At 63.8% G+C, this 12083-nt stretch carries 15 protein-coding genes; 2 read left to right on the forward strand and 13 right to left on the reverse strand.

Annotated features, from left to right (window positions below; translation table 11 throughout):
- Positions 1–17 precede the first annotated feature (17 nt).
- The 7 genes from purL to purC form a co-directional block, all read right to left on the reverse strand.
- Entirely contained in the window at positions 18–2255 is a 2238-nt protein-coding gene (gene purL / locus JNC62_RS09240; protein ID WP_374838054.1) for a phosphoribosylformylglycinamidine synthase subunit PurL, read from the reverse strand.
- A 106-nt stretch (positions 2256–2361) separates the two neighbouring features.
- Positions 2362–2709, reverse strand: a complete 348-nt coding sequence (gene arsC / locus JNC62_RS09245) for an arsenate reductase (glutaredoxin) (protein WP_374838055.1) — start codon at positions 2707–2709, stop codon at positions 2362–2364.
- Positions 2710–2793: 84 nt separating this feature from the next.
- Complete coding sequence (locus tag JNC62_RS09250; RefSeq protein WP_374838057.1) at positions 2794–3195, reverse strand: hypothetical protein; 402 nt, start codon at positions 3193–3195, stop codon at positions 2794–2796.
- A 46-nt stretch (positions 3196–3241) separates the two neighbouring features.
- The gene (gene purQ, locus JNC62_RS09255) at positions 3242–3916 is read right to left on the reverse strand and encodes a phosphoribosylformylglycinamidine synthase subunit PurQ (RefSeq protein WP_374838058.1); all 675 of its coding nucleotides are present in this window, start codon (positions 3914–3916) and stop codon (positions 3242–3244) included.
- Positions 3913–4170 (reverse strand): hypothetical protein, encoded by a 258-nt coding sequence (locus tag JNC62_RS09260; RefSeq protein ID WP_374838060.1) that lies wholly within the window; start codon positions 4168–4170, stop codon positions 3913–3915. Before JNC62_RS09260 ends, purQ begins: the two co-directional genes overlap by 4 nt.
- A gap of 16 nt (positions 4171–4186) precedes the next feature.
- On the reverse strand, positions 4187–4429 hold the full coding sequence (gene purS / locus JNC62_RS09265; RefSeq protein WP_374838062.1) for a phosphoribosylformylglycinamidine synthase subunit PurS: 243 nt from the start codon (positions 4427–4429) through the stop codon (positions 4187–4189).
- Positions 4430–4495: 66 nt separating this feature from the next.
- The gene (gene purC, locus JNC62_RS09270; RefSeq protein ID WP_374838064.1) at positions 4496–5260 is read right to left on the reverse strand and encodes a phosphoribosylaminoimidazolesuccinocarboxamide synthase; all 765 of its coding nucleotides are present in this window, start codon (positions 5258–5260) and stop codon (positions 4496–4498) included.
- A 229-nt stretch (positions 5261–5489) separates the two neighbouring features.
- On the opposite strand from purC, the gene JNC62_RS09275 reads away from it, so the two are divergent.
- Complete coding sequence (locus JNC62_RS09275; RefSeq protein ID WP_374838065.1) at positions 5490–5804, forward strand: DUF1476 domain-containing protein; 315 nt, start codon at positions 5490–5492, stop codon at positions 5802–5804.
- Positions 5805–5897: 93 nt separating this feature from the next.
- Here the strand turns inward: JNC62_RS09275 and purB are convergent, their stop codons facing one another.
- From purB to JNC62_RS09305, 6 genes are all read right to left on the reverse strand, one after another.
- A complete protein-coding gene (gene purB / locus JNC62_RS09280) occupies positions 5898–7205 on the reverse strand; it encodes an adenylosuccinate lyase (RefSeq protein ID WP_374838067.1) in 1308 nt (435 codons plus the stop codon).
- Between the two features lie 61 nt (positions 7206–7266).
- Positions 7267–7809, reverse strand: a complete 543-nt coding sequence (locus JNC62_RS09285) for a hypothetical protein (RefSeq protein ID WP_374838069.1) — start codon at positions 7807–7809, stop codon at positions 7267–7269.
- Positions 7806–8534 carry a DUF2259 domain-containing protein gene (locus JNC62_RS09290; protein WP_374838070.1) on the reverse strand — a complete coding sequence of 243 codons (729 nt, stop codon included), beginning with the start codon at positions 8532–8534 and terminating at the stop codon, positions 7806–7808. The genes JNC62_RS09285 and JNC62_RS09290 overlap by 4 nt, the downstream gene beginning before the upstream one ends.
- Entirely contained in the window at positions 8531–9208 is a 678-nt protein-coding gene (gene rpe, locus JNC62_RS09295; protein ID WP_374838072.1) for a ribulose-phosphate 3-epimerase, read from the reverse strand. The genes JNC62_RS09290 and rpe overlap by 4 nt, the downstream gene beginning before the upstream one ends.
- Positions 9209–9303: 95 nt before the next feature.
- The gene (locus JNC62_RS09300; RefSeq protein ID WP_374838382.1) at positions 9304–10308 is read right to left on the reverse strand and encodes a P1 family peptidase; all 1005 of its coding nucleotides are present in this window, start codon (positions 10306–10308) and stop codon (positions 9304–9306) included.
- A complete protein-coding gene (locus tag JNC62_RS09305; RefSeq protein WP_374838074.1) occupies positions 10305–11390 on the reverse strand; it encodes an ABC transporter substrate-binding protein in 1086 nt (361 codons plus the stop codon). The genes JNC62_RS09300 and JNC62_RS09305 overlap by 4 nt, the downstream gene beginning before the upstream one ends.
- A gap of 192 nt (positions 11391–11582) precedes the next feature.
- Here JNC62_RS09305 and JNC62_RS09310 point away from each other — a divergent pair, with 192 nt between their 5' ends.
- Positions 11583–12077 (forward strand): flavin reductase, encoded by a 495-nt coding sequence (locus JNC62_RS09310; protein ID WP_374838076.1) that lies wholly within the window; start codon positions 11583–11585, stop codon positions 12075–12077.
- Positions 12078–12083: the final 6 nt, after the last annotated feature.

A 12083-nucleotide genomic window follows, 5' to 3' on the forward strand; every position in this document is an offset into this window, starting at 1 on the left:
ATGCACTCCCTTTTCTTCTATTCGGCGGCAGCCGCTGCATTCGAACTGCCATCCATGAAGTCAGGGAACCACGATTCATGGGTGCTACGCAATTGCTCAATCGAGACCGCCAACAGATCGTCGACCACGAGGCTCGAGCCTTCGACGGTGCCGAGGCGGCGGAACGGTACCCCGGCGCCTTCTGCATTGGCGCAGAGGAAATTGGCGAGGTCGGCCGGCATCGTCACGACATAGCGCGCCTGGTCTTCGCCGAAGAGAAGGGCGTGCGCCGGGCCATTTGCCTCCGACAGGCTCAGCTTCATGCCCTTGCCGGACGCCATCGTCATCTCGGCGAGCGCGACCGCGAGGCCGCCGGAGGAAATGTCGTGGCAGGCGCTAATCTGGCCGTTGCGGATCGCCGAGCGGACGAAGTCACCGTTGCGGCGCTCATCCGCAAGATCCACCCTCGGTGCCGGACCGTCGACGATGCCGAGCACGTCACGCAGGTAGACCGACTGGCCAAGATGCGTGCCGTCGCCGCCGATCAAGACGACGTGGTCGCCCTCATTGGCGCTGCCAATCTTGGCCATGGTCGACCAATCCGGCAGGAGGCCGACGCCGGCAATCGTGGGTGTCGGCAGGATGGCGACCCCGTTCGTCTCGTTGTAGAGCGACACGTTGCCGGAGACGATCGGGAAGTCGAGCGCGCGACAGGCTTCGCCGATGCCCTGGATAGCCTTGACGAACTGACCCATGATCTCGGGCTTTTCCGGGTTGCCGAAGTTCAGGTTGTCGGTCGCGGCCAGCGGCTCGGCGCCGGTGGCTGTGATGTTGCGCCAGCACTCGGCGACCGCCTGCTTGCCGCCCTCGAACGGATCCGCCTCGACATAGCGCGGGGTGACGTCGGAGGAGAAGGCGAGCGCCTTGGTCGGATGGCCCTCGACGCGCACGACGCCGGCGTCGCCGCCGGGGACCTGCAGCGAATTGCCCTGGATCAGCGTGTCATACTGCTCGTAAACCCAGCGGCGGCTTGACTGGTTCGGCGAGCCGACCAGCTTGAGCAGCGCAAGGCCGTAGTCGTTGGGCTCGGCGACCAGCGAGGCGGGCAGGGGCGACGCCGTGCCGGGCTCGCGCCACGGCCGGTCGTATTCCGGCGCCTCGTCGCCCAGTTCCTTGATCGGCAGGTTCGCGACTTCCTCGCCCTGGTGGAGGATGCGGAAGCGCAGATCGTCGGTCGTATGGCCGACGATGGCGAAATCGAGGCCCCACTTGTGGAAGATGGCCTCGGCTTCCTTCTCCTTCTCGGGGCGGAGAACCATGAGCATGCGCTCCTGGCTTTCCGACAGCATCATCTCGTAGGCGGTCATGTGCTCCTCGCGCACCGGCACGAGGTCGAGGTTGAGCTCGATGCCGAGATCGCCCTTGGCGCCCATTTCGACGGCCGAGCATGTGAGGCCGGCGGCACCCATGTCCTGGATGGCGATGACCGCGCCGGTCTGCATCAGTTCGAGGCAGGCTTCCAGCAGGCACTTCTCGGTGAAGGGGTCGCCGACCTGCACGGTCGGCCGCTTCTCCTTGATCGACTCGTCGAACTCGGCCGACGCCATCGTCGCGCCGCCGACGCCGTCGCGGCCGGTCTTGGCGCCGAGATAGACGACGGGGAGGCCGACGCCCTCGGCCTTGGAGTAGAAGATGCCGTCGGTCCTGGCGAGGCCGGCGGCAAAGGCGTTGACGAGGATGTTGCCGTTGTAGCGCGGGTCGAACTCGACCTCACCGCCGACGGTCGGAACGCCGAAGGAATTGCCGTAGCCGCCGACGCCGGAGACAACGCCGGAGACCAGGTGGCGGGTTTTCGGATGGTCCGGCGCGCCGAAGCGCAGCGCGTTCATTGCCGCGATCGGTCGGGCGCCCATGGTGAAGACGTCGCGCAGGATGCCGCCGACGCCCGTGGCCGCGCCCTGGTAAGGCTCGATGTAGGAGGGGTGGTTGTGGCTCTCCATCTTGAAGACGACGCAGTCGCCATCGTCGATGTCGACCACGCCGGCGTTCTCGCCGGGACCCTGGATGACGCGCGGCCCCTTGGTCGGCAGCGTGCGCAGCCAGCGTTTGGAGGACTTGTAGGAGCAGTGCTCGTTCCACATCGCCGAGAAGATGCCGAGCTCGGTGAAGGTCGGTTCGCGACCGATCAGCGACAGGATGCGCTCATATTCATCCGGCTTCAGCCCATGGGCGGCGATAAGCTCTGGGGTGATCGGGCGGCTGTTGGAGATGGTCATCGTCTCTCGTCTTGTCCGTGGGAGTAGGCTTTGCGGTCTCTTTAGCGCATGCGGAAGACCGGCGCGACAGGAAAATAGCCGCCTCACACGGTGGCGGCCGGTGGGTTCAGAAGAGTTCGCTCACTCTTTCGACGGGGCGGCATAGGCGGGCCCCCTTCTTGGTGATCACGATCGGTCGCTCGATCAGGATCGGGTTCTCCAGCATGGCGTCCATCAACTCGCGATCGGTGCGGGCAGGGTCCAGAAGCCCCAGTTCCTTGGCCAGTGGCTCCTTGGCGCGCAGGATCTCACGCGGGGTGGCGTCCATGGCCACAAGGATGCTGACGAGCTCCTCGCGCGTCGGCGGATTCTTCAGATATTCGATGATTTCTGGCTCGTGTCCGGCCGCGCGGATCATCTCCAGTGCCTTGCGCGACGTCGAGCAGCGGGGATTGTGGAGGATCTGGATCGTCATTGCACCCTCAAGAGGACAACCGGCGCAGGAAGGGCATCCTGACGCGAGCAATTTCGTACTTCGAAGTCTTAAGTTTACGCAGGTCTACCGGCAGCCCTTGCCGCCGGAAGCCCAGCGCTTCACGTCCGTGGCGATCCGCGAAGAGACAGGCTCATCCATCAACGGTCCGAAGGCGCTGAGCTGTGCCGGCTGCCCCTCGGCCTGCACCACCAGCATCGGCCGCGATTCCGGTGAACGGCGCGGCACCACGAGGATACGCGGCCTCCCCGAGAACGAGTTCAGTTCGGGTGCGAGGCGATAGGCAGAGAACGCGGCGTCGCCCGATTTGAACCAGCAGGTGTTGGCGCCGAGCGCGATCCGTTCCATCGTCGGCAGGGCGGCGCTGCTTGCCCTGGGGGCAGGCGGTGCCGGCTGACAGGCGGAACCGAGACCGGCTGCAGCGAGAACAAGCGGAATGAGGGCCTTGGACGAGGCAATGGGGCGCATGGCGAGCCTTTCAGACGGGACAGGCGCCCCTGATACGGGCGTAAGGTTAAGCGGCGATTACGTCGAGGGCCGAGGCGAAAAGGCCGCGGCCGTCGGATCCGCCGTGGGCGGCCTCGATCAGGTTTTCCGGGTGCGGCATCATGCCGAGCACGTTGCCTTGCTCGTTGATCACGCCGGCAATGTCGTTCAGCGAGCCGTTCGGGTTGGTCCCTTCGGCGTAGCGGAAAACGACCTGACCGTTGGCCTCGATCTTCGCCAGCGTCTCGGCGTCGGCGAAGAAATTGCCGTCGTGGTGGGCGACCGGGCAACGGATGATCTGGCCCTGGCTGTAGGCGCGGGTGAAGTCCGTGTCGGCGTTTGCGACTTCGAGCTTGATCTGCCTGCAGACGAACTTCAGCGAGGCGTTGCGCATCAGCGCGCCTGGCAGCAGGCCTGCTTCAAGCAGGATCTGGAAACCATTGCAGACGCCAAGCACCTTCACGCCGGCCTCGGCCTTCGCCTTGATCGCCTGCATCACCGGCATGCGGGCGGCAATTGCGCCGCAGCGCAGGTAGTCGCCGTAGGAGAAGCCGCCCGGGATGACGATCAGGTCGACACCGTCCGGGATCTCGGTCTCCGTCTGCCAGATGGTCAGGGGCGCCTTGCCGGAAATCTTAGTGAGCGCTGCGATCATGTCGCGGTCACGGTTGAGGCCTGGAAGCTGGACGACGGCTGATTTCATGGGTGTGGCTCAAACTTTGCCTGGGCCTCAGCGAGTTCACGCAATTCGAGGCGGTTTTCGATACGGTCGAGGCGCTGGTCCACGCGATCAAGGCGCGTGTAAATCTGATGAACGTCCATTTGCATGGATGCAACGACACCACGCAGATTGCTCATTTCGGTTTTTATGCTGGCGGTATCGAACTTCAGGGAAGAAATGTCCCCCTGAATTTTCTTCAGCATCTCGTAAATCAGATCGCCATCGACAGTCGCCATCATAAATCCTCAACTTCTAAGCGAGGGCGATAGTGTAGTTCTCGATCACCGTGTTCGCCAGAAGTTTCTCGCACATGTCCTTCAGCTCGGCCTCGGCCTTGACCTTATCGGCGGTCTGGAGTTCCAGGTCGAAGACCTTGCCCTGACGGACATGGCCGACGCCGTCAAAGCCGAGCGCGCCGAGCGCGCCTTCGATCGCCTTGCCCTGGGGGTCGAGAACGCCGTTCTTCAGCGTGACCGTTACGCGTGCCTTGATCATGTGTTCCTCTTCAGACGGATACTCGTTTAGCCATACGGCCGGGGCGGACCGAAGCCGCCCCCAAAATTACTTCACCAGCACGGGACCCGTGCCGCGGATCGGTTCGTTCTCGTTGATGATGCCGAGACGACGCGCCACCTCCTGGTAGGCTTCCAGCAGTCCGCCCATGTCGCGGCGGAAGCGGTCCTTGTCCATCTTTTCCTGGGTGTTGGTGTCCCAGAGGCGGCAGCTGTCGGGCGAAATCTCGTCGGCGATGATGATGCGCATCATGTCGCCTTCATAGAGGCGGCCGCACTCGATCTTGAAGTCGACGAGCTGGATGCCGACGCCGAGGAAGAGGCCGGAGAGAAAGTCGTTGACGCGGATGGCCAGCGCCATGATGTCGTCGAGTTCCTGCGGGCTCGCCCAGCCGAACGCGGTGATGTGCTCCTCGGAGACGAGCGGGTCGTCCAGGTTGTCGGCCTTGAAATAGAACTCGATGATCGAGCGCGGCAGGACGGTGCCTTCCTCGATCCCCAGGCGTCGGGAGAGCGAGCCGGCGGCGACGTTGCGCACGACGACTTCGAGCGGGATGATCTCGACTTCCTTGATCAGCTGCTCGCGCATGTTAAGGCGGCGGATGAAGTGGGTCGGGATGCCCATCCTGTTGAGATGGGTGAACAGGTATTCCGAGATCCGGTTGTTGAGCACACCCTTGCCGTCGATGACGTCATGCTTCTTCTTGTTGAAGGCGGTGGCGTCGTCCTTGAAGAACTGGATCAGCGTGCCAGGCTCTGGACCCTCATAGAGAATCTTGGCCTTGCCCTCGTAGATACGGCGGCGACGGTTCATTGATTTTGTCTCTGCAGTTGGCGTCCTAGGGTGACGCAGATATAGTTTCTTTCCGGGGTCCTTAAACGAATTGGGCCGCTTTAACAATCGGCCAGTGCGCCATATCCCTTAATTCCGGGCTTTGCGGCCGGTGCTTGACGAATGGCATTTGCACTTTCGACACGCTTTTGATTTATGGACCGGAAAACCCATCTAGAATGTGTCTGTTATACATATAGGGAGTCGCCACATGACCACCATGCAGGATCGCGAAAAAGGCTTCGAGGCCAAGTTTGCGCTGGACGAGGAACTTCGCTTCAAGGCGGAGGTCCGACGCAACAAGCTTGTCGGCCTGTGGGCTGCCGGGTTGCTGGGCAAGAGCGACCCGGAGGCCTATGCGAAGGAGGTCGTGGCCGCCGATTTCGAGGAAATCGGCCACGAGGATGTGGTGCGCAAGCTGAAGGCGGACTTCGATGCCGCCGGCATCGCAAAGACCGAGGATGAGATCCGCCGCCAGATGCTCGAACTTCTGGGCGTGGCGGTGGAGCAGCTCCAGAACGGTTGAGGCGACGTCGTTTCGACGCGCTTCCCGTGGCGAATAAACGATAAAGGGCGCGGCCTCGGCCGCGCCCTTTATCGTTGAGCGCCGAGCCCGCAATCAGGCCTGGCCAAAGACGCGCTTAAAGATCGTGTCGACATGCTTGGTGTGGTAGCCAAGATCGAACTTTTCGCGGATTTCCTCTTCCGACAGCGCGGCCCGCACCTCCTGGTCGGCCAGCAGTTCGGCAAGAAAGTCCTTGCCTTCTTCCCAGACCTTCATGGCGTTGCGCTGCACGAGGCGATAGCTGTCCTCGCGCGAGACGCCGGCCTGAGTGAGGGCCAGGAGAACACGCTGCGAGTGAACAAGTCCACGGAACTTGTCGAGGTTCTTCATTATGTTTTCCGGATAGATCACCAGCTTCTCGATGACCCCAGCCAGGCGGTGCAGAGCGAAGTCGAGGGTTACGGTCGTATCGGGACCGATGGCGCGCTCGACGCTCGAGTGGCTGATGTCGCGCTCGTGCCAGAGTGCGACGTTCTCCATGGCGGGGACGACCGACATGCGCACGAGGCGGGCAAGGCCCGTCAGGTTTTCCGTCAGCACCGGGTTGCGCTTGTGCGGCATGGCCGAGGAGCCCTTCTGGCCGGGCGAGAAGAACTCCTCCGCCTCAAGAACCTCGGTGCGCTGCATGTGGCGGATCTCGATCGCGACATTCTCGATCGATGAGGCGATGACGCCGAGCGTGGCAAAAAACATCGCGTGACGATCACGCGGAATGACCTGCGTCGAGACGGGCTCCGGCACGAGGCCGAGTGCGGCGCAGACATGCTCCTCGACCCGCGGGTCAATGTTGGCGAAGGTGCCCACGGCACCGGAGACCGCACCAGTTGCGATTTCAGCCCGGGCGGCAAGAAGACGTGCGCGGTTGCGGTCCATCTCGGCATAGAAGCGGGCAAGCGTCAGCCCCATCGTCGTCGGCTCGGCATGGATGCCGTGGCTGCGACCGATGCGAACGGTATCCTTGTGCTCGAAGGCCCGCGCCTTGAGGGCGGCGAGGACGCGGTCGAGACCGGCAAGAAGAATGTCGGCGGCACGAACGAGCTGGATGTTGAAAGTGGTGTCGAGCACGTCCGAGGAAGTCATGCCCTGGTGTACGAAGCGCGCGTCGGGGCCGACGATCTCGGCCAGATGCGTCAGGAAGGCGATGACGTCGTGCTTGGTGATGGCTTCGATCTCGTCGATGCGGGCGACGTCGAAGGTGGCCTTGCCACCCTTGTCCCAGATGGTCTTGGCTGCCTCCTTGGGGATGACGCCGAGTTCTGCGAGCGCGTCGCAAGCGTGCGCCTCGATCTCGAACCAGATGCGGAATTTCGTTTCGGGTGACCAGATGGCGACCATGTCCGGGCGGGAATAGCGGGGGATCATCGGCTTTCAGCTTTCTCTGGGAGGAGTGTTGGCGCCCCTCTACCAAGAAAGGCGGCCAAGCTCAACGCATGGCTTTTGCAAGCCAGAGGCTCACGCCCGCAAGAACGGGAAGTCCTGCCGGAAGATACAGCCCCAGTCCCATGACCGCAAACTGATAGACACCGGAAGCAGACGTGCCGACGAACTGGCGGATCCCCATGCGTGACAGGATCGGATGGTGCCACTGCGCATAGAAGAGGCGGTAGTCCATGGCGAAGAGGAAAGCGGTCATTGCAATCGTGCCCAATGCGAGAAGCACAAAGCATGCAGCAAAGCGCGTCTCGACGCGACCATAGCGGCTCAGCAGGCGCGCGGTTGGGACGATGAACGGCCAGGCAAGCAGACCACCGGCGAAGAAGAGGACCGCCAGTTCCATCAGGTGGAGCGTCTCGAGATGGTTTCGCCGGTAAAGGGACACGATCGCCGAGAGGGACATCAGGGCGCCCCAGCCGACCGCACCGGCCAGAAGCCGCGTCAGCGGCGGGAAAATGGGAATGGTGTTTGCGCCGTTCGGCACCTGTCCGGCCCTCGAACCTCCCGATGCCGCATCCGTATCCGTGCTCATGGCTTTAGCGGCACGGCGAGCCATCGGCCGTCGAGGCCCTCGAAGCCGTAGCGGAGCAGCATCACAAGCGCCATGTGGATCGTCTGCGATCCGCCCTGATGGGTGACGACGCCGGAGATGCGGTATCCGGTCGGGCAGCCCCGGCTCTGCGGCACACGGTCGTCGCGGTGGACGGTTTCGTTCACCGGCTTGCCTGCCTTTTCGGTGAAGGCCAGTTGAAAACCCGCACTGCGTTCGATGAGGCCCTTGCAGGTGTCCGGCACCGGTGCCTCGGTCTCCGTCAGCGTCAGCGTGTACGGCTGACCGACGCGTGGCTCTGCGGGAAATTCGTAGTAGCGAATGGACTCCGGTGCGGGACCGACTTCACTGTAGGGATTGAAGGCGACAAGCTGGCCCGGATTGTCATTCAGGCTGTAGCGTGCCACCAAAGGATTGGCTCTGGCTGCGGCTTCGGTCCGCACGCGCCGCAGGCTGGAATCGTTTTCCGGTCCCTGGACGCGGATCGGCGTGCCTGAAAGATAGGTGTCCTTTGCCGTGTCGATGAAATAGATGTTCGAGTATGCCGAGCCCGATCCGTCCTGGATGCCGAACTCCTCGTAGGCGAAGATGCCGCCGTCCGCAGAAAATCCGATCGGCCGGAACTGGGCAAAATCTCCGCCCAATGCGCAGGCCGGCGCGAGCATGGCGCCAGCCGACAGGGCGGTGATCTTGCCGGATCGTCTCAACCGCGTGCCCCTTCCGCATTGGCGCGCAGAGTGTCAATCGTTTTGCGATAGGCGTCAACATGGCCGCCACCGAAGATGGCGGAGCCGGCGACGAAGACGTTTGCGCCCGCGGCCGCCGGTCTGGCGATCGTGTCGACGGTAACGCCGCCGTCGACCTGCAGCTCGATCGGACGGTCCGCGATCATTTTGCGGATGCGCGCAATTTTACGTTCCATTTCCGGAATGAATTTCTGGCCGCCGAAACCGGGATTCACCGTCATCACCAGGATCAGGTCGAGCTTGTCGAGAATGTATTCCAGGACCGCTTCGGGCGTGGCGGGATTGATCGAGACGCCGGCCTTCTTGCCGAGCGCCCTGATGGCCTGGAGGGAGCGGTCGAGATGCGGGCCGGCTTCGGCATGGACGGTGATGCCATCGCAGCCGGCCTTGGCGAAGGCTTCGAGATAGGGGTCTGCCGGAGCGATCATGAGATGGCAGTCGAAGAAGGCTTCGGTGTGCGGGCGAAGCGCCTTGATCACATCGGGGCCGTACGAAATGTTCGGTACGAAATGACCGTCCATGATGTCGAGATGGATCCAATCGGCGCCGGCGGCGACGACGTCGCGCACCTCCTGGCCAAGCTTGGCATAATCGGCGGCGAGGATGGACGGGGCGATCCGGATGGGGCTGGGCATGGCTTGGGCTCCGAGGGCGACGTGATGTTGGGTGCCCATACCATCGCTTCCGGTGCCGGACAACGATGGATCGCGCCACGGCGGCCCTGGCGCCGTCATCCCGCCCGCCAGGCGGGCAGGAGATCATCCGGCATTGGCGTGGCGTCATGCACGCCGCGGGCGATGGCGCGGGCCATGGTGGATGCAGCGGCGGCACACAACGGGATGAACTCCTCGATCGTGACAGTCCTGCCGCTTGTGCCGGTGGCGAGCGCAAAGACGAGGTCGCCATCGAGCGGCGTGTGCGCCGGCCAGAGCGCGCGGGCGAAACCGTCATGGGCGCAAACGGCGAGCCGCTTGGCCTCGGCCTTCGTCAGGATGGCGTCCGTCGCAATGACCGCGATCGTGGTGTTCGTCGGCCCATCGCCAGCCGTGGTGAGTTTCGTGCGCGGCCGACGCGCCTCGTCCGAAACAAGCGTCGGCATCCCGAGGCCGCCGAACTCGGCGTCTTCTTCGAGCGGTGCAGCCCAGAAATGCCGGCTGGAGCCCAGCGTCGCGGAGCCAAGCGCATTGACTGCGGCGAGCGCGCCGACGGTGATGCCGTCGGCAAGAACGGTCGAGGCGGAGCCGAGGCCGCCCTTGAAGGTGGCTGTCGTCGCGCCGGTGCCGGCGCCGGCCGTGCCGGTGGCAAACTCGGTTCCGGCCGCCTGTGTCGCCGCATAGCCGAGTTCCCGGTACGGCGGATAGCGCCCCCAATCCTTGTCGCCGCCATTGGCCAGGTCGAACAGGATTGCGCCGGGGACGATCGGGACGCGGAAGGGCCCAACGGCAAAGCCGCGCCCCTGTTCGCGCAATGCCGCCTGCACGCCGGACGCCGCGTCCAGGCCGAAGGCGGAACCACCGGAAAGGCAGACGGCATCGATTGTCTGAACGGTGTTGTGCACCTCGAGAAGGTCGGTTTCGCGCGTGCCGGGCGCGCCGCCGAGCACCTGCACCGCGGCGACGGACGGCTTTTCGCAGACGACAACGGTGACGCCGGATTTCAGCCGATCGTCGGAGGCGTTGCCGACGCGTAGGCCAACGACGTCCGTGATCAGGTTGCGCGCTCCGGGTCTCATCAGTCACCCTCCAGCGTGGTCTCTATGGGCGTGAAGCGGTCCTGCTTCCATTCCATCAGCCGATAGGGATTGTCGCGCAACTCGTGCCCTGCACCGAAGCCGATCGGTCCGATGACCGTGAGAAATGTATCGGCCACGAGCGCATCGCTCAGCGGTTGCTGGGCGGATGCGGCCACCGCCGCCGCCTTGCTGACAAGCGTTGCTGCGGCATGGGCGGAAAAGACATAGCCTTCCGCGACGAGCCCCGCTTCCCTCATCGTGGCGGCGAGCGCCGCGCTTTCCGGCGTCACGCCGTCGATAGGCAGGACGATCGCCTGCGTGCCGTCAGGCAGTGGCGTGGTCGCATCTGCCGCCATCATGGACTCGCCTCCCATGAACGCCAGCGGCAATTTTTCTGCACGCGCGTCGCGGACGATGACGGCCATGTCGCCGCGGTCCCCGCCGACGAAGACACGGGCTGCGCCGGCCTTTGCGAGGCGGCGCACCAGGCCGATCTGCTGCTCCTGCGCGGGGCGGAAGGTGTCGACGAAGACGGGCTTCATGCCCTTTTCCTCGAGCTTCAGGCGGATCGCCTCGACCAGTTCCCGCGCATGGATGGTCCCATCGTCGATCAGGGCGAAAGGCTCGGCCGCCCAGGCAGTCGCGATGACGTCGACGGCCTTCTGCGCCTCCATGCCAGGCGCCGGCGCCAGCCGGAAAAGCGGCCAGCCCCGTTTCAGCGCGTCTTCCATCAGCACGCCGGAGCGCGCCGACAGCGTGATGGCGGGAATGCCCGCTTCCGCCAGCGCCGGCAACGCGGCCTGCAGGTCCTCGGTGCAGAGGAAACCGATGGCTGCGTCGGCACCGGCTGAAAGGATGTCCTTTGCAATCGATGCGTCCCCCTGTTCGTCGCAGGCCTCGTCGATTTCGACGATCTTGCTTCCGTCCGCCGCGGCGGCGAAACGGGCGCCTTCCCGGATCTGCTCGCCGAGAATCGCGAAAGGTCCCGTCTCCGGCGCGACGACCGCGATCGTCGGCCCTGCCGCGGTGGCGGGCGTGGCAAGCGCGAGGATGGACGAGAGGGCGATGGCGAGGCGACGGTACATGAAAAAATCCGGGTCGTGACGCGCAACCTTGTACGAAGGGAACGGCATCGGTCAAAGCAAAAGATGACCGCAATGTGCAGCCGCTCGCGTTCCCCGTCGTGAGTGCGGTGCAAAATCCTGGAAAATGTCGTTTTTGGGCTTACATTTTTCTTTATTCTTTCCATGTATCCCTTTCCACGAAGGGAGATCGCCGTGTTGGATCGATTGATGCTGGACCCGCCGCTGTATCGCGACGCCATGAGCCGCTACGCCGGGCACGTCCAACTCGTGACCACCGCCTTTGAGGGAGAACGCCGCGGCGTGACCATCACGGCGGCCTGTTCGGTTTCAGACAATCCGGCGATCGTGCTCGCCTGCCTGAACGTGACCAATCCGCGCAACGAGATCTTTCGCAAGAGCGGGCATTTTGCGCTCAACGCGCTGGCGGCAGACCAGGTCGAACTCGCCAATGTCTTCTCCGGCCGCGATCCTGCGATACCCGGCGACCGGTTCTCACAGGGACAATGGACCGAGCTCGTCACCGGTTCGCCGGTTCTGGTCGGCGCGCTGGCCTCGTTCGATTGCCGTTTGCTCGAGGTCAAGGTGATGGCCACGCACATGATTCTCTTCGGCGAGGTGCTGGGGCTGGCATATGGCCCGGAAAAACCGGCGCTGATCTATATGGACCGGGACTACCGCACGCTATAAGTTCTC

The organism is Mycoplana ramosa, assembly GCF_041930185.1.
GTDB classification, from domain to species: Bacteria; Pseudomonadota; Alphaproteobacteria; order Rhizobiales; family Rhizobiaceae; genus Mycoplana; species Mycoplana ramosa.

What these genes read in the sequence shown, in the direction of transcription:
- purL (WP_374838054.1), bottom strand. Translation starts at nt 2,255, where the DNA reads ATGACCATCTCCAACAGCCGCCCGATCACCCCAGAGCTTATCGCCGCC.
- arsC (WP_374838055.1), bottom strand. Translation starts at nt 2,709, where the DNA reads ATGACGATCCAGATCCTCCACAATCCCCGCTGCTCGACGTCGCGCAAG.
- JNC62_RS09250 (WP_374838057.1), bottom strand. Translation starts at nt 3,195, where the DNA reads ATGCGCCCCATTGCCTCGTCCAAGGCCCTCATTCCGCTTGTTCTCGCT.
- purQ (WP_374838058.1), bottom strand. Translation starts at nt 3,916, where the DNA reads ATGAAATCAGCCGTCGTCCAGCTTCCAGGCCTCAACCGTGACCGCGAC.
- JNC62_RS09260 (WP_374838060.1), bottom strand. Translation starts at nt 4,170, where the DNA reads ATGGCGACTGTCGATGGCGATCTGATTTACGAGATGCTGAAGAAAATT.
- purS (WP_374838062.1), bottom strand. Translation starts at nt 4,429, where the DNA reads ATGATCAAGGCACGCGTAACGGTCACGCTGAAGAACGGCGTTCTCGAC.
- purC (WP_374838064.1), bottom strand. Translation starts at nt 5,260, where the DNA reads ATGAACCGTCGCCGCCGTATCTACGAGGGCAAGGCCAAGATTCTCTAT.
- JNC62_RS09275 (WP_374838065.1), top strand. Translation starts at nt 5,490, where the DNA reads ATGACCACCATGCAGGATCGCGAAAAAGGCTTCGAGGCCAAGTTTGCG.
- purB (WP_374838067.1), bottom strand. Translation starts at nt 7,205, where the DNA reads ATGATCCCCCGCTATTCCCGCCCGGACATGGTCGCCATCTGGTCACCC.
- JNC62_RS09285 (WP_374838069.1), bottom strand. Translation starts at nt 7,809, where the DNA reads ATGAGCACGGATACGGATGCGGCATCGGGAGGTTCGAGGGCCGGACAG.
- rpe (WP_374838072.1), bottom strand. Translation starts at nt 9,208, where the DNA reads ATGCCCAGCCCCATCCGGATCGCCCCGTCCATCCTCGCCGCCGATTAT.
- JNC62_RS09305 (WP_374838074.1), bottom strand. Translation starts at nt 11,390, where the DNA reads ATGTACCGTCGCCTCGCCATCGCCCTCTCGTCCATCCTCGCGCTTGCC.